A 14,669-nucleotide genomic window follows, 5' to 3' on the forward strand; every position below is an offset into this window, starting at 1 on the left:
GCCGACCACCGGCCCGACCCGCTCCTGCTCACCGTGGGCCGCCGGCTCACCGCCCTGCTCGCCTCCGGCCTGCTCCCGCCCCGGCACCCGCTCCTGCCCCGGCTGACGAAGCTCGCCCGCAAGGTGGACCAGTGGGTGGCGCGCCCGACCCACCTCGCCGACCGGTCGCCGGAGGACATCCGCGTCTCCCTCACGGCGGACCTGCAGTCCCTCGACCACGCCCTCGCCGAGCGGATCGCGGAGCTCCCCGAGGACGAGGTCATGAACTATCCGGCGCACTTCGGCGACCGCAGCGCCCTCGATCCCGAGGTCCGGGAGGTGCGGTGCCACTGCGGCCGCCCCGCCCAGGAGTTCACCCGGCGCGGCCTGCTGCCCCAGATCCTCGACACCACCTGCGCGGTCTGCATGCGCTGCGGCGACGTCACCTTCCGGGTGCCGGAGGCGCCCCGCCTGTGGGCGTACGCCGCCGACGAGGCCGAGCAGGGCGGCGTCCTGGACGTCCGGGCGGAGCTGACCGCCGCCCGGCCCGGGCCCGTCCGGCTCGGGCTGTTCGTCCCGACGTACCTGCGCGAGGACACCACCGTCGAACCGCTCACCGTCAAGGTGCGCGGGAGCGCCGACGGGCCGCGCGACGTCGCGTTCCGGGTGCGGTTCGCGCCCGGCTGCGCGCCGCAGGCGTACTACTTCACGGTCTACGCCGTGCAGGACCTGGCCGTCTCCACCGCCCGGCGCCACTTCGGCGTGGTGCCGCGGCGGGCCTGAACCCCGGGGCGCCCGGGACGGCCCGCACCACCGATCACCGCACTCCTCATCCGCCGGTCACCCCGGTCACCGCACGAAGGAAGGATGGACGCATGACCCAGCGGTCCAGCCCCGCCATCGAGCTCGTCGAACACGACGGCGAGGTGACGCTGAGCATCGACGGCGAACAGGCCATGCAGGCCTGGGAACGCGACCTGATGTGGGCGAGCGCCGACATGCTCTGCGAGTACGGCCACGACTTCTACGAGGTGGGCCTCGGCCTGGGACTGTCCGCGCTGCGCATCGCGGGCAACCCCGCCACCCGCGGCCACACGGTCCTGGAACTCTTCGACGAGGTCGAGGACCTCTTCCGGGCCCGCCACCCCGAACTGCCGGAGAACCTGACCATCGAACGCGGCGACTTCTTCCACCGCGTCTTCGAACTGCCCTCGGAGAGCGTGGACGGCATGTTCTTCGACCCCGCCCTGGACATGGAGGTGTGGACCGACAAGGAGCTGTGGGCCGCCACCATGCCGCAGGTCGTCCGCGTGCTGCGGCCCGGCGGCGTCTTCATCCCGTTCTTCAGCACCAAGCCCGAGCTGCGGTGGCAGTACACCCCGCACTTCCGCCGCATCCGGGTCGAGCGCCACCCCTACACGGCGTACGACACCACCACGTACACGTACGGCACCAGCGGTGACGCCTACATCCAGTGCTTCGTCAAGGACTGAGAGGGCCGAGGACGACTGCCATGAGCGCTCCCCCGAACACGAGTGTCCCCCCTGTCCCCCCGCCCGGCGCGCCGGAGCCCGGTGCGGACTTCCGTTCCGTCTTCCTCGCCGGCCCGTTCCTGGGGTTGCTGGACCGGACGACGGGCGAGATGCCGCCGGACGCGCGGACGCCCTTCGACGTCCTGATCGAGCACTTCGAGTCCCAGGGGCTGTCCGTCCACAACGCCCACCGCCGGGAGGCGTGGGGCGCCCGGCTGATGCGCCCCGAGGAGTGCACCCCCATCGACCAGGAGGAGATCCGCAAGGCCGACGTCTTCGTCGCGCTGCCCGGCTCCCCCGCCTCGCCCGGCACACATATCGAGGTGGGCTGGGCCAGCGCCTTCGACAAGCCCGTGGTGCTGATCCTGGAGCCGGGGCGCGAGTACACCTTCCTGATCCAGGGCCTGCACACGGTGGCCACGGTGGAGTACGTCGTCTGCGCGGACGTCGCCGCCGCCCTGCCCGCCGTCGACCGGGCCGTGCGCCGCGCGGTGGCCCGGTGCCGCGAGCGGGACGGGGTCGGGGGTCCGCTCCCGCCGGGCTGAGGTCCCTACCGTCGCCCCGGGCCCCGCGCGCACTTCGCGGGGCCCGGGGTCGCGGGCGGGCGTCCGCCGCGACACGCGGGCGGAAACGTGCCTGCGCGGGGTGGACCGGGACACGGGATGCCATGGCACGGGTGGGCCACAGGTGGTAGGCACGGGATACGGAAAGGGGTGACGCGTGATGTCGGTGCCGTTCGCGGATTCCGGCCGGGTGCGGGTGCTGGAGGTCGAGAGCGCCGCCTACCGGCGGGCGTTCGAGCGCTTCCTGGCCGGGACGGACGAGAAGGACGACATCGAGGCGCGCCTGGTCGCCCTCGTCGAGGGGCTCGGGCGGCGCCGGGTGTTCCTGGACGTCGGCGCGGGCGACGGGCGGACCACCGCCCGGCTGGCGCCGTACTTCGAGCGGACGGTCGCCGTCGAGCCCAGCGCCGCCATGCGGGAGGCGCTGCTGCGGGCGTGTCCCGGCGCCACGGTGGTGGCGGAGCCCGTCGAGCGGGCCGAGCCCGGCGTCCGGGCGGATCTGGTCCTCCTCTCGCACGTGCTGTACTACCTGCCCGAGGAGGAATGGCCCGACGTCCTCGACCGGGTGTTCGACTGGGTGGCGCCCGGCGGCACGCTCGTCGTCCTGCTGCAGAATCCGGACAACGCGTGCATGCGCATGGTGCGGCACTTCACCGGGGCCCGGTTCGATCTGCGGCCCGCCACCCGGCGGCTGCTGGAGCGGCAGGGCGGGCGGGTGGCCGAGCGGTCCGTGGAGACGCTCGACAACGCGTACCGCACGGCGGATCCGCGCGAGGCCCTGGAGACCGCCGAGTTCATGATCAACGTGCCCGGTCTGCGGGACCTCGACCCACTGCCGTCCCGCGCCGATCTGGCCGCCTACGTCGAGAAGCACTTCGCCCGGCCCGACGGCACATACGCCATCGGCCACGCCCATGACGTCCTGCGGGTCCGCCGCGCGGCGGACCCGCGCGTCTGAGAGCGGCTCCGCTTTCGTCGGCGCAATCCCGCCCGACCTGGGTATACGGGGTGCGAACGACAGGCGGAACCCTGGGAAGGGGCGGACGACAGCATGCGAAGCGTCGGAGTGGAAGAGGAGCTCCTCCTGGTGGATCCGGACAGCGGGGAACCGCGGGCCGTGGCCGGGACGGTGCTGGCGCTGGAGGACCTGGCCCGGGGGAACGATCCGGAGCTGGAGAAGGAGCTCCAGCGGGAGCAGCTGGAGACCGCCACACGGCCGACGGCCGACATGACGGACCTGGCGGCGGAAGTGCGGCGGCGGCGCGCCACGGCCATCGAACGGGCGGGAGCCGTGGGCGCCGCGGTCGCGGCCCTGGCCACCTCGCCGCTGCCCGTCGACCCGTCGCTGAGCGCGGGCCGGCGCTACCGTCAGGTGGCCGACGAGTTCGGGCTCACGGCGCAGGAGCAGCTCACTTGTGGGTGTCATGTGCACGTGAGCGTCGAGTCGGACGAGGAGGGGGTGGCGGTCCTGGACCGCATCCGCCCCTGGCTGGCGCCCTTGCTCGCGCTGAGCGCCAACTCCCCCTTCTGGCAAGGCCACGACAGCGGGTACAGCAGCTACCGCAGCCAGGTGTGGGGCCGCTGGCCGTCGGCTGGCCCGGTCGAGGTGTTCGGCGGTCCGGAGCGGTACCACGCGCACGTACGGCAGTTGCTCGGCACCCGGACGCTGCTGGACAAGGGCATGATCTATTTCGACGCGCGGCTGTCGCGGAACTACCCCACCGTGGAGATCCGCGTCTCCGACGTGTGCCTGGACCCGGACGACACCGTCCTGGTGGCGGCCCTCGCCCGGGGCCTGGTCGACACGGCGGCCCGCGAGTGGCGGGCCGGCCGGCCGCCGGAGCCGGTGTCCGTCGGGCTGCTGCGGCTCGCGTCGTGGCGCGCGTCGCGGTCCGGCGTCTCGGACGGCCTGGTGCACCCGGTCGACTGGACCCCGGCCCCGGCGGAGGCGGTGGTGCGCTCGCTGGTCGACCACGTCCGCGACGCGCTCTCGGACAACGGTGATCTCGCCCTGGTGGAGGAGTCCCTGGACCGCCTGCTCGCCCGAGGCGGCGGCGCGGATCTCCAACGCGCGACACTGGCCCGGACGGACGAGTTGTCGGCGGTCGTCAAGGAGGCGGTGGAACGGACGGCGTCGTGAGCGGAGCCGTGTTCTTCCCTCGGTTCGGGTCCGCGTCTTCCGGACGGCGCGCCAAGGCGCTCAGTCGGCCGGCTCGAAGAGGTACGGCCGGGTGGAAGTGACCGCCTCGAAGCCGCGCTTGCGCAGAATGGGTTCGGAGGTGGGCAGCGCGTCGGTGACCAGCAGTCGGCAGCCGCGCTCCACGGCCTGCCGCAGCCGGGAGCCGACCACCGCGGTGAAGAAGCCCTGCCGACGGTGGGTCGTCTTGGTCCGGGCGCCCGCCAGCTCGGCGATCGGGCTGCCGGCCTGGAAGTGGACCCGCCCGCAGGAGACCGGCTCGCCCTGGGCATAGGCGATGTGCACGCTCATCGCCTCAGGTTGCTCTTCGAGCAGCCGAACCAGCTGCCGGCGTTCCTCGTCCGCGTTGCGCCGACCGACCTGGCGGGAGATCTCGGCGTAGTCGTCGAGCCCGGCGCCATCGGTCACCTGCCGTACCTCGTAGGCCGAGGTGTCGAAGAGGGCCGCTGATGCCTCGGCGACCGGGAGCACCAGCACCTGCTCCTCATCGCCGGGCACGAAGCCCGCCGCTTCGAGCGCGGCAGCCAGGCCTCGCTGCCTGTCGTGTCCGTAGACTTTCCACTCCAGGGTGTATCCACCGGACCGGGCGAGCTCCCGCTCGGCGCGGACCAGTTCCCCGACCTCGCCACCCGCCGGGCCGGCGAAGACGATCCGGCACTCCGAGCCATCCGCCGAGTACTCGCGTACGAGGTCGGCGTGGCCGTCGACGACACCGCTCGCGCGCCGCAGCGCGTCGAGTTCCGCCAGCACCTCGGCTTTGACTGCTTCGTTCATATCGGTCCTTCTCGTCAGACGCGGACGAACGCCCGGGCCAGGGTCTTGCTCAGGTCGGTGTTCCATAAATGGAGCTGTCACCATCGCGGCTGCGCCCCCCGACGGCCCGGTCCATCACCTACAGGGAACCGCCGCGGTTCTTCGCCGGTGAACGGCCACAGGCCGTGGTGAAGATCGCCGCGTGACGGGCGATGTGTGCCGCGTCGGCGCGGTAGAGGAAGTCGTGTCCGGCGGCGATGTGCGCGGCGAACGCGGCGTTGCCGACGGCGGCTTGCTTGCGCATGTGGTGGACCAAGCCCTCCAAGCGGTCCCGGGCCGTGTCGGCCAGTGCCGCGCGATCGTCGTCGTCAAGCCCGTAGGCGTCCGCGAAGAGCCGGAGTCGGCGGGCCTGCTCCTCGACGGGCAGAGTGAAGTCGGCGTTGCCCGGATCGGTGAGGGGAACGAACCGATAGGCGGCGTAGGCGACGTCCCGGACGCGAGGACCGGGATGGGCGGTGTCGAAGTCGATGAACGCGACGGGCCTCCCGTCGCGGAAGACGCAGTTGTAGGGAGCGATGTCGCCGTGGCAGATCACCTCGGCCGGCTCGTGCCCGGGCACGTACCAGCCGGCGTCCGCCGCGGGAGTGAAGCTGACGGTGGCGTCGTGATAGGCGCGCAACAGGACGGCCACGGCCCGCAGGGTCGCGTCCGACCGCACGTAGTCCGGCAGGGGGTAGTGGGCGACATGGCCGGGGACGAAATCGAGGATCTCCCGGCCATCGGCATCGAAGCCGTGAGCTCCTGGGGCGCCGGCGAATCCTGCCGCCTTCAGGTGATCAAGCAGAGCGTGGACCGTGGGGGTCCACGGCCCCACCGGCCGTCGGACAGTCGAACCGATCCGCACGACAGGGTTGACGCCGCCTCCGGCCAGGGCTTCTTCGTCCATACGCCCGGATGTTGTCATGCGGGATCCTTCAGGGTTCATCCCCGGGCGGGGTGATCAAGCCGAGAGCCATGCGGCGCGGGGCTCGATGCGTCGGTGGAGCGCCGCGGTGCGGTGACGTCCGTCGGTGGCGAGAGGCCGTGTTCCCGACGAAACGACCGGCCCGCCCCCGGCTGCGCCGGAGTCCGTCCCTGTGTGGCGCTCCGACCGATCCGGGTGGCCGCGCCGCCTGGAAACCCGGTGGACAGTGCGGCTCGTCCGCGTGACAGGATCGGTCTCCCGCCGACGCGAAGGAACGCAGCGCTGTGAATCAGGACGAGGCCCTCGAACAGCTTCGACGATTCGCGCAGCTCCGTGCGTTCGGCCGGCCGGTCGGCTCCGATCGGCTCATCCAAGCCGGCCTGGACGCCCTCCTCGCCGGCGTCGACAGCCCGACCCTTCCCCTCCTCGCAGGGCTGACCCGACGGGAAGAGCCCGAAGCGCAACAGCTGTTCGGCCAGGTCGCGGAGGAGCTGGGGCTGGCCTTCGAGGCCCCGGCCGATCCCACAGCCGCGAAGCGGGCCCTGGCCTACTGGCTTGCTGGGCAGATCACGGACGGTCATCTCGACCCTGCTGTGGGCGTCCGGATGATCTGGGACGAAGTCGCCTGGGACCTCCACTATCCGAAGGAACTGGAAACACTCGTCCACTGCGCTATCGCTCTCGACGACTGGGACGTCAACTGGGGCCCCTCGCTTGAGGAACTGAAGCGGGAAGCCCTTCAAGCCGCGCGGGAGCTGTTGCGCAATCGGCCGTCCGAAGTGTCGTGACCAGCACCAGCTCCACCGGGCCGGGTCGGCGCGGGTCACGGCGTGGGCCGGAGGAGCTCGGCCAGGGTCCCGGGCCCGGCGGCAGCGTTGATCATTGTGGCGGCTTCTTGGACGAGCCGCTCCAACGTCAAGGTGCTGAGTGTGGTGACCGCGTAGGACATGAGGCGCAGGTGGTCGATCCGGCGGGCGTCGCGGTCGGCCAGTGTGGCGGGCAGGGCGGCGAAGAGAGGGTCTCCGTGAGGGCCCGGCCGGTCGAGGGATCGATCTCCCAGGTCGCGAAGCGTTCTCGCTGGTCTTCTCGCAGGCCGGCTGTCCTGTCGGCCGCGGTGACGAGCCGGCCGGCCGCCTTCTTGGACAGTGACCAATGGGCGGCGTTGACCTCGTCGGGTTTCATTCGGGCATTCTGCACGGGAGCCGGCCCGGCGGCGCCTGCGCAGAAGAGCCACACTCCGACGCATCCCGGGTACAGGACGTCTCGCTTTCGCCCGCGAGCTGTTCATTCAGCTCCACGCCTCGTCGGGCGATGGCGAGTTCAGCCTTGCGGCTTACTGACAGCGCACGGGCCGCAAGGAGCCCTCGGGACCGACGACGACGCGTGGCTCGGTGTCGGTTCCGGCTCGGCCGCCGGCCGGCCCGTGTTGCTCACTCCGCGTAGGGCTGGTCGGTTCCCTGGGCGCTGTAGCCGAGGCTCCAGATGTAGCCGTCCGGGTCGGCGAAGGTGCCGCCGTACCCGCCCCACGGCAGCGCGCCGGCGGGCTTGAGCACCGTGGCGCCGGCCTTCCGGGCCTCCGCCATGATCTCGTCGACCCGTGCCTCGCTGCGGACGACGTACGTCAGGACCAGTCCGCTGAAGCCGCTGCCTTCCTGGTCCGTGCCCACCTGCTCGGCGAGGCCCGCGCGTTCGTAGAAGCCGACGGGCGAGGCGCCGTCCGACGCGAAGAACACCGAGACGCCGAAGTCGTTCCGGATCTTCCAGCCGAGCCCCTCGGTGTAGAACCGCTTGGCCCGGTCCATGTCCCGGACGCCCAGAAGTATCGAGCTGACGTGTGCTTTCATTTCCTTGCTCCTTGCTTGGTGGAGGTATGTGTGCCGGGGGCCGGGCCGGCGCCCGGATGTCGCCTCGGGTCGCGTTCGCCGGTCGGTGGGCGGTGTGGGGACGGCGTGGGGGGCCGGCGCCGTGCCTCTTACGCCGGGGACTCCGGGGCGGCCGGGGATTCTCGGTTCCTGAGCGGGCGCGCGACCTGCTTCGCCACGCACGCGGGCATCCCCTCCACCGTGACGGCCGTACCCGCGGCGTCGGTGTGGCCGGCCGTCGCCTCCGCCGCCCGCCGCCGGAACGCCCCCGGCGGCATGCCGACCAGCTCGGTGAAGCGGGTGGTGAACGTTCCCAGCGACGCGCAGCCGACCGCGAAGCAGACCTCGGTGACGCTGAGGTCGCCCCGCCGCAGCAGCGCCGCCGCCCGCTCGATGCGGCGCGTCATCAGGTACGCGTACGGCGACTCACCGTACGCGGCCCGGAACTGCCGGCTCAGATGCCCGGCGGACATGTGCGCGTCGCGGGCGAGCGCCTCCACGTTCAGCGGTCGCGCGTACTCCCGGTCGATCCGGTCGCGGACGCGGCGCAGCCGCGCCAGATCCTCCAGGCGCTGCGCCTGGACGCGTGCACGCCGCCATTCGGGCTCGCACATGAGAACCCCCGTCTCCGTCGTTCGTCTTTCCGGTGTGGGGTGCGCCGGCGCGTTCACGGCCGCCCGCGCGGCTCAGCGCAGTTCCTGGATGCGGACGAGGTTGCCCGCGGGGTCGCGGAACGCGCAGTCGCGGACGCCGTACGGCTGCTCGGTCGGCTCCTGGACGACCTCGGCGTCACGGGCCTGCACCTTCTCGAACGTGGCGTCGAGGTCGGGGGTGGCCAGCAGGATCCAGCCGTACGTGCCCTTGGCCATCATCTCGGTGATCGTGCGGCGTTCGTCCTCGGTGATGCCGGGATCGGCGGCGGGCGGCGCCAGCAGGATCGACGTGCCCGGCTGGCCGGGCGGGCCGACCGTGATCCAGCGCATGCGGCCCTGCCCCACGTCGCCGCGGACCTCGAAGCCGAGGATGTCGCGGTAGAAGGCGAGCGACGCGTCCGGATCGTCGTGCGGAAGAACAGTCGTGTGAATGGTGATGTCCATGGTCAGCAGGCTAGAGGCGGCCCCGGGCACCACGCTTCTCGATTCCTGATCACCTCGGCCCCCGGACGTCCGGAACCCGGGGCGGGAAGCGGACGGGATGCGGCAGCATGTGACCGACGCCGGATACGACGACCCGCTCGGAGTCCGGGTCCGTGACGGACGAGGACGGCCTGACGAGCGCGTGCGCCACCGAGGAGGGTGTGATGTGCAGCGAGTGTTTCAACGTGGGCTACATCGATCAGGATCTGGGGAACGGCAAAAAGCTCAAGCACGCGTGCCCCACGTGCAACCGGGCGGAGGACAGCCGCAACAGGGAGCCGCGCCGCCAGCCCGGCTGGCTCACCCGGCTCGCGGACAAGCCCGGCGTCAAGTAGGCAGGGCTCGGAGCGACGCACCACCGGTCTCCCGGGACGCTCCACCGCTGCTCAGGCCGGACCTCAAGCCCCACCCTCGCCCCCGCCGCTTGCTCGGCGCGGGGCCCCGGCCGAGACTGAAGGGAGCGGGAGGTACGCCGGTGACCGTGACCGTGACCGTGGCCTTGGCCGGGGACACCATGCTGGGACGCGGCGTCGCCGAACGACTGGCGGCGGCGCCCGCGCCGGACACCCTGGTCTCCCCCGGAGTGCGGGAGGCCTTGGCCGAGGCCGACCTCTTCGTCCTCAACCTGGAGTGCTGCGTCTCCGCGCGCGGAGAGCCGTGGGCCGCCCCCGGCAAGCCGTTCTTCTTCCGGGCGCCGCCGGTGGCCGCGGGCGTCCTCGCCGACCTCGGCGTGGACTGCGTCAACCTGGCCAACAACCACGCCCTCGACTACGGCCCCGACGCCCTCGCCGACACCCTGGAACTGCTGGGCGAGGCCGGGATCGCGGTAGTGGGAGCGGGCTCGGACGCGGCCGGGGCCCGGGCGGGCGCGGTGCTGGAGGCGCGCGGCCGGCGGCTCGCCGTCCTCGGCGCCACCGACCACCCGGAGGACTTCGCCGCCGCCCCTGACCGCCCCGGCGTGGCCTGGGCCGACCTCCACCACGGCCTCCCGGACTGGCTCGGCGACGCCGTGGCCGGCGCCTCCCGGACCGCCGACGCGGTCCTCGTCACCCCGCACTGGGGCCCCAACATGACCTCCGCCCCGCCCGGCTACGTCCGCGAGGCCGCCGCCCGGCTGCACGAGGCCGGGGCCGGCCTCGTCGCCGGGCACTCGGCCCACGTCTTCCACGGTGCCGGCCGGCGGACCTTGTACGACATGGGCGATTTCATCGACGACTACGCCGTGGATCCGGTCCTCCGCAACGACTACGGCCTGCTCTTCCTCGTCACCCTGGACGACGCCGGCCCGGTCCGGCTGGAGGCCGTCCCCCTCCAACTCGGCTACGGGCACACGGAAATCGCCTCCGAGGCCGGCCGCGCCTGGATCCGCCACCGCTTCTCCCGGGCGTCGGCGGACCTGGGCACGACCGTCGCCCTCGGGGAGGGCGGGCGGCTGGTGGTCGACTGGGAGGTCCCGACGCCGGGCGCCGGCCCGTCCGGTGTGTGAGGACGACCGCGCGGGAGCACGGCCCCGAGAGCGGAAGAACCCGAGAGCGGAGGAACGGGCGCGCCCGCGCGCGCGGGCGGAGGAACCGAGGCCCGCTCACCTCCCCTCCCCCGCCCCCGGCGGCCGCGCCGCGAGCGGCACCCGCCGCGCGAAGCGGTTCTCGAAGCGGACGAACGCCCCCTCCTGTTTCCACTCCACCGCCGCCTTGGGGCTCCCCGCGAGCAGCGCCGCGCAGGCCGGCCGGGGCCGGGGCGCGCCCGGCCGGTCGTGGGCGCAGGCGGGTACGACGGCGAAGCCGCCGCGGTCCCGCCACAGGCTGCGGCCCGGCAGGAAGCCGTACTCCAGCGAGGTGCGGGCGAGTTCCTTGAGCGCCCGGTAGCCGAGCCGGTGGGCGGTCGCGGCGTGTTCGTACTCGGCGGTGATGTCGCTGCGCTCCACGCCCTCGTCGTCGGTGGCGAGGGCGACGGGCACGCCGTGCCGGCGGTAGAGCGCGAACGGGTGCCGGGGTCCGTCCACGCCCAGGATCTGGGCGTTGCTGACGAGCGGGACCTCGACGAGGACGTGGCGTTGCGCCATCGTCGCGAGCAGATCGCGGGCGCCGTCCTCCCAGCCGATGTCCACGCCGTGGCCGATCCGCCGCGCGTGCCCGGTGAGGACGGCCTGGCGGATGTGGGAGCGCAGGTCCTGCGGCCCGACCAGGCCCGGTACGAGCTCGCCGGCGTGCAGGGTGACGGGGACGCGCGGGTACCAGTCGTGCAGCCGGTGCAGCATGCGCATGTGCAGCGCGTAGTCCCGCAGGGCGACGGCGCCGTCCTCGGGGGCCACCAGGTTGACGGAGACGAACCGCCGGTCGCGCCGGGCGAGTTCGAAGCCGAGCAGCAGCTCGGTGAAGACCTGCTCGGGGGCGGCGGAGCGGTCGACCTGGGTGATGAAGCGGACGGCCAGGCCGCAGCCGGGGCGGGGGCGGCGCGTCCCGCAGCGGGAGGCCGAGCGGAACTCGGCCGCGGCCCGGTCCATGGCGGCTCGGGCGCGGGCGACCAGCCGGCCGAGCCCGTCGCCGGCGAGCAGCCGGGCGCGCAGCCGGGCGAGGTCCGGGTCGAAGCCGGCGCGGGCGGCGAGCGCGGCCACTCCGGCGGTGGCATGGGTGACCATGGTCTCCAGGTAGAACTGGTGCTGCGCGGCGGCCCGGTCGGCCACCTCGCTCAGCAGCCGGCCCATGTGCCCGGTCTCCACCCACTCGAACTTCTCGAAGGTGGCGAAGAAGTGGTCGTGGCCGGATTCGCGGCCGGGCCGGAAGTCCTGCATGGACCAGGCGCGGACGAGGTGCCGGTGGAACGTCCGGTCCGCGCGGACGTCGGCGGCCGGGCGGGCGCCCGCAGGGCAGGGCGGCGGTACGGCGCGCAGCCGCTCCTTCTCGATGCACAGCCCGTCCTGGGCGGCGAGGTCGAGCAGCAGCTCGGTGCTGGCGGCGCCGCCGAGGTGGTTGTGCAGGTCGGCGCCTTTGGGGAGGGCGCGCAGGAAGGCCCGCAGGGCGCGCGGGTCGGTCCGTACGGCCTCCATGTAGGCGGCGGTCGCGGCCTCCGGGCCGGGCGGTGCGGCGGCCCGCCGGTCGCGGCCCGGGGTGCCCCAGGCGGGCAGCACGGCGGCGCAGAGGACGGCGGCCAGGGTGCCGCGCAGCAGCGTACGTCGTGAGCTCACGGAACCTCCTGGCGGCGGCTGTCCTCCGGTCCGGGGTGACGACACTGGTCTACCGCCTGGCCACCGCCGTTCACCACGGCAACGCGACATCACACGCACAACGGGCCTATGCCATCTGCGCAGTTGACGCCCCGGGCACACGGTGTTCCACCCGAACGACGCCGCTCAGCGAAGAGTCACGGCCCGCCGCCGAACGGTCCGCTCCGGGCGCTGCGGCGCTGCGCCGCGTACGCGAACCGTCACGCGGTGCGCCCGGACCGGTCGCGAGCGGTCGCGCGGGCGCCGGTGGCGGCAGAATGGACGTGGGGACACCCGAGCGAGGAGTGAGCCATGGAGCACACGACCGAGTGGCGGATCCGGCTGGACCTCTCCGAGGACGGCGGCACCACGAAGGCGCGCGCGGTCCTCGACACCGGCGCCGCCTCCCTCACGGGGCAGGGCGTCGCCCGGTGCGCGCCGGGCGACCAGGACGTCCCGGTGATCGGGGACGAGTTCGCCGCCGGCCGCGCCCTGCGCGACCTGGGGGAACAGTTGATCGGCACGGCGGAACGGGACGTGGCGACGCGCGGGGCCGGGCCGGAGCCGCGGCGGTCGCCGATGTACGGATGGGAGCTGTGAAGGGCGGGCCCGCCGCCCGCGCCGTCGGGTGCCGTCACGCGTGCTCCCGCCGGAGCACGTCCAGGACCACCGCGCCGTCCACCGTCTCCTTGGCGACCAGCAGGTCCGCCAGCCGGTCGAGGGCCGCGCGGTGTTCACGGAGCAGACCCAGCGCGCGATCCTCGGCCTGCCCCAGCAGCCGGGCCACTTCCCGGTCGACGATCCGCTGGGTCTGTTCCGAATAGGGCCGGCGTTGCAGCTCCTCGGCCGTCTCGCCGAGGAGTTGCTGCCCGGGAGCGGCGTAGCCGACGGGCCCCAGCACACTGGACAGGCCGAACTCCCGGACCATGCGGGTGGCGATGAGGGTGGCGCCCGCCAGGTCGTTGGCGGCGCCGGTCGAGCCCTCGCCGAAGACGACGAGTTCCGCGGCCCGGCCGCCCAGCCGGACGGCGAGCAGGTCGGTGAGGTAGCCCTCGCTGTACAGGTGCCGTTCCGCTTCGGGCAGTTGCTCGGTGACGCCGAGGGACACCCCGGCGGGCAGGATGGTCACCTTGGCGACGGGATCGGCGTGTTCGCACAGGGCCGCGACGAGGGCGTGCCCCGACTCGTGGACGGCCACCGAGCGGCGCTCCTCGGGGAGCAGGGCGTTGGAGGTCTCCCGGCGGCCGAGGAGCACCCGGTCGCGGGCGGTGTCCAGGTCCCGCGCGGTGAGGACGGCGCGGTCGGCGCGGACGGCGTTGATGGCCGCCTCGTTGACCAGGTTGGCGAGGTCGGCGCCGGAGAAGCCGGGGGTGGCGCGGGCGACGGTGTCGAGGTCGACGTCCGGGTCCAGGGTCTTGCCGCGGGCGTGTACGGCGAGGATGGCCGCCCGTTCGGCCTGGTTGGGCAGCGGCACGGTGACCTGCCGGTCGAAGCGGCCGGGGCGCAGCAGGGCGGGGTCGAGGGCGTCGGGCCGGTTGGTGGCGGCGAGGACGACGATGCCGCTGCTCTCGTCGAAGCCGTCCATCTCGGCGAGGAGCTGGTTGAGGGTCTGCTCGCGTTCGTCGTTGCCGCCGAGCCGGGTGCCGCCGCCGCGCCGGCCGCCGACGGCGTCGATCTCGTCGATGAAGATGATGGAGGGTGCCCGTTTGCGGGCCTCGTCGAAGAGGTCGCGGACCCGGGAGGCGCCGACGCCGACGAACATCTCGACGAACGCCGAGCCGGTCACGGAGAGAAACGGGACGTCGGCCTCGCCGGCGACGGCGCGGGCGAGGAGGGTCTTGCCGGTGCCGGGCGGCCCGACCATGATCACGCCGCGGGGGCCCTTGGCGCCGGCCCGGGCGTACCGCTCCGGGCTGCGCAGGAAGTCGACGACCTCCCCGATCTCCTGTTTGACCCCGTCGTAGCCGGCGACGTCGGCGAAGCCGGTGGTGGGCCGCTCGGCTTCGATGATCTTCGCGCGGGAGCGGCCGATGGCGCTGATGCCGCCGGACAGCGAGCCGGCGGCGCGGCGGGCGCCCCAGAGGAAGAAGGCGCCCAGGAACAGCAGGGGCAGGAAGGCCAGCAGGACGGACAGCCAGGGGCTGCCCTGGCCGCTGCGGGAGGCGGTGATCTCCACGTGGTGGGCCTGGAGCCGCTGTTCGAGCTGTCCGGCGCCGAGGGCGGTCGGCAGCTGGGTGGTGAACTCGGTGCCGTCGGTGAGCCGGCCGGTCACCGTGCCCTTGTCGCCGATGTCGACGCTGCGCACCTTCCCGGCGTCCACCTGGGCGACGAAGTCGCTGTACGACCGTTCGTGGGACTCGCCGCCGGGCAGGCCGCGGGCGAGCAGGATGACGACGACGAACAGCACCAGGACGAAGGCCAGCACCCAGCGGCCCCAGCCGGGCGAGGGCTGCGGCGGGGGCCGCCGGGGCGGCTCGGGCG

Annotated in this window: 15 protein-coding genes and 1 pseudogene; 9 read left to right on the plus strand and 7 right to left on the minus strand. The window is 73.4% G+C overall.

Annotation, left to right across the window (positions count from 1 at the left end):
- The 5 genes and pseudogenes from ACSNOK_RS20660 to ACSNOK_RS20680 all read left to right on the plus strand — a co-directional run.
- Nucleotides 1-762 (plus strand): annotated as a pseudogene (locus tag ACSNOK_RS20660) (hypothetical protein); the annotation flags it as partial.
- 92 nt (nt 763-854) lie between these two features.
- Entirely contained in the window at nt 855-1,472 is a 618-nt protein-coding gene (locus ACSNOK_RS20665) for a class I SAM-dependent methyltransferase (RefSeq protein ID WP_436782213.1), read from the plus strand.
- A 20-nt stretch (nt 1,473-1,492) separates the two neighbouring features.
- Nucleotides 1,493-2,056, plus strand: a complete 564-nt coding sequence (locus tag ACSNOK_RS20670; protein WP_436782214.1) for a nucleoside 2-deoxyribosyltransferase — start codon at nt 1,493-1,495, stop codon at nt 2,054-2,056.
- A 178-nt stretch (nt 2,057-2,234) separates the two neighbouring features.
- Nucleotides 2,235-3,032 (plus strand): class I SAM-dependent methyltransferase, encoded by a 798-nt coding sequence (locus ACSNOK_RS20675; protein WP_436782215.1) that lies wholly within the window; start codon nt 2,235-2,237, stop codon nt 3,030-3,032.
- Nucleotides 3,033-3,125: 93 nt separating this feature from the next.
- A complete protein-coding gene (locus ACSNOK_RS20680) occupies nt 3,126-4,214 on the plus strand; it encodes a glutamate--cysteine ligase (protein WP_436782216.1) in 1,089 nt (362 codons plus the stop codon).
- A gap of 60 nt (nt 4,215-4,274) precedes the next feature.
- On the opposite strand, the gene ACSNOK_RS20685 is transcribed toward ACSNOK_RS20680, so the two are convergent.
- Together ACSNOK_RS20685 and ACSNOK_RS20690 are read right to left on the minus strand one after the other, a co-directional pair.
- Nucleotides 4,275-5,045: a GNAT family N-acetyltransferase gene (locus ACSNOK_RS20685; protein WP_436782217.1), complete on the minus strand. Its 771-nt coding sequence runs from the start codon at nt 5,043-5,045 to the stop codon at nt 4,275-4,277.
- 118 nt (nt 5,046-5,163) lie between these two features.
- On the minus strand, nt 5,164-5,970 hold the full coding sequence (locus ACSNOK_RS20690; protein WP_436782218.1) for a phosphotransferase: 807 nt from the start codon (nt 5,968-5,970) through the stop codon (nt 5,164-5,166).
- A 302-nt stretch (nt 5,971-6,272) separates the two neighbouring features.
- Between ACSNOK_RS20690 and ACSNOK_RS20695 the strand changes: the two genes are divergently transcribed.
- Complete coding sequence (locus ACSNOK_RS20695) at nt 6,273-6,776, plus strand: hypothetical protein (RefSeq protein ID WP_436782219.1); 504 nt, start codon at nt 6,273-6,275, stop codon at nt 6,774-6,776.
- Nucleotides 6,777-7,418: 642 nt separating this feature from the next.
- Here ACSNOK_RS20695 and ACSNOK_RS20700 read toward each other — a convergent pair.
- The 3 genes from ACSNOK_RS20700 to ACSNOK_RS20710 all read right to left on the minus strand — a co-directional run bounded on the left by ACSNOK_RS20700 (nt 7,419) and on the right by ACSNOK_RS20710 (nt 8,947).
- Nucleotides 7,419-7,832 carry a VOC family protein gene (locus tag ACSNOK_RS20700; RefSeq protein ID WP_436782220.1) on the minus strand — a complete coding sequence of 138 codons (414 nt, stop codon included), beginning with the start codon at nt 7,830-7,832 and terminating at the stop codon, nt 7,419-7,421.
- A gap of 128 nt (nt 7,833-7,960) precedes the next feature.
- Complete coding sequence (locus tag ACSNOK_RS20705; RefSeq protein WP_436782221.1) at nt 7,961-8,464, minus strand: helix-turn-helix transcriptional regulator; 504 nt, start codon at nt 8,462-8,464, stop codon at nt 7,961-7,963.
- 72 nt (nt 8,465-8,536) lie between these two features.
- The gene (locus ACSNOK_RS20710) at nt 8,537-8,947 is read right to left on the minus strand and encodes a VOC family protein (protein WP_436782222.1); all 411 of its coding nucleotides are present in this window, start codon (nt 8,945-8,947) and stop codon (nt 8,537-8,539) included.
- A gap of 203 nt (nt 8,948-9,150) precedes the next feature.
- Here ACSNOK_RS20710 and ACSNOK_RS20715 point away from each other — a divergent pair, with 203 nt between their 5' ends.
- Together ACSNOK_RS20715 and ACSNOK_RS20720 are read left to right on the plus strand one after the other, a co-directional pair.
- Nucleotides 9,151-9,321, plus strand: a complete 171-nt coding sequence (locus ACSNOK_RS20715; RefSeq protein WP_436782223.1) for a hypothetical protein — start codon at nt 9,151-9,153, stop codon at nt 9,319-9,321.
- Between the two features lie 140 nt (nt 9,322-9,461).
- A complete protein-coding gene (locus ACSNOK_RS20720) occupies nt 9,462-10,472 on the plus strand; it encodes a CapA family protein (protein WP_436782224.1) in 1,011 nt (336 codons plus the stop codon).
- 96 nt (nt 10,473-10,568) lie between these two features.
- On the opposite strand, the gene ACSNOK_RS20725 is transcribed toward ACSNOK_RS20720, so the two are convergent.
- Nucleotides 10,569-12,170, minus strand: coding sequence for an adenosine deaminase family protein (locus tag ACSNOK_RS20725; protein ID WP_436782225.1), 1,602 nt, complete (start codon nt 12,168-12,170; stop codon nt 10,569-10,571).
- 330 nt (nt 12,171-12,500) lie between these two features.
- Between ACSNOK_RS20725 and ACSNOK_RS20730 the strand changes: the two genes are divergently transcribed.
- The gene (locus ACSNOK_RS20730; RefSeq protein ID WP_436782226.1) at nt 12,501-12,788 is read left to right on the plus strand and encodes a DUF1876 domain-containing protein; all 288 of its coding nucleotides are present in this window, start codon (nt 12,501-12,503) and stop codon (nt 12,786-12,788) included.
- 34 nt (nt 12,789-12,822) lie between these two features.
- Here ACSNOK_RS20730 and ftsH read toward each other — a convergent pair.
- The coding region (gene ftsH, locus ACSNOK_RS20735) for an ATP-dependent zinc metalloprotease FtsH (RefSeq protein ID WP_436782227.1) at nt 12,823-14,669 on the minus strand (1,847 nt) is incomplete at its 5' end.

Origin of the sequence: Streptomyces sp. URMC 126 (assembly GCF_051386555.1) — a bacterium.
Lineage (GTDB): Bacteria > Actinomycetota > Actinomycetes > Streptomycetales > Streptomycetaceae > Streptomyces.

Excerpts from the sequence above, each read along its gene's own strand:
- ACSNOK_RS20705 (WP_436782221.1), bottom strand. The coding sequence starts at position 8,464 with ATGTGCGAGCCCGAATGGCGGCGTGCACGCGTCCAGGCGCAGCGCCTG.
- ACSNOK_RS20685 (WP_436782217.1), bottom strand. The coding sequence starts at position 5,045 with ATGAACGAAGCAGTCAAAGCCGAGGTGCTGGCGGAACTCGACGCGCTG.
- ACSNOK_RS20700 (WP_436782220.1), bottom strand. The coding sequence starts at position 7,832 with ATGAAAGCACACGTCAGCTCGATACTTCTGGGCGTCCGGGACATGGAC.
- ACSNOK_RS20730 (WP_436782226.1), top strand. The coding sequence starts at position 12,501 with ATGGAGCACACGACCGAGTGGCGGATCCGGCTGGACCTCTCCGAGGAC.
- ACSNOK_RS20665 (WP_436782213.1), top strand. The coding sequence starts at position 855 with ATGACCCAGCGGTCCAGCCCCGCCATCGAGCTCGTCGAACACGACGGC.
- ACSNOK_RS20680 (WP_436782216.1), top strand. The coding sequence starts at position 3,126 with ATGCGAAGCGTCGGAGTGGAAGAGGAGCTCCTCCTGGTGGATCCGGAC.
- ACSNOK_RS20710 (WP_436782222.1), bottom strand. The coding sequence starts at position 8,947 with ATGGACATCACCATTCACACGACTGTTCTTCCGCACGACGATCCGGAC.
- ACSNOK_RS20675 (WP_436782215.1), top strand. The coding sequence starts at position 2,235 with ATGTCGGTGCCGTTCGCGGATTCCGGCCGGGTGCGGGTGCTGGAGGTC.
- ACSNOK_RS20670 (WP_436782214.1), top strand. The coding sequence starts at position 1,493 with ATGAGCGCTCCCCCGAACACGAGTGTCCCCCCTGTCCCCCCGCCCGGC.
- ACSNOK_RS20715 (WP_436782223.1), top strand. The coding sequence starts at position 9,151 with ATGTGCAGCGAGTGTTTCAACGTGGGCTACATCGATCAGGATCTGGGG.
- ACSNOK_RS20690 (WP_436782218.1), bottom strand. The coding sequence starts at position 5,970 with ATGGACGAAGAAGCCCTGGCCGGAGGCGGCGTCAACCCTGTCGTGCGG.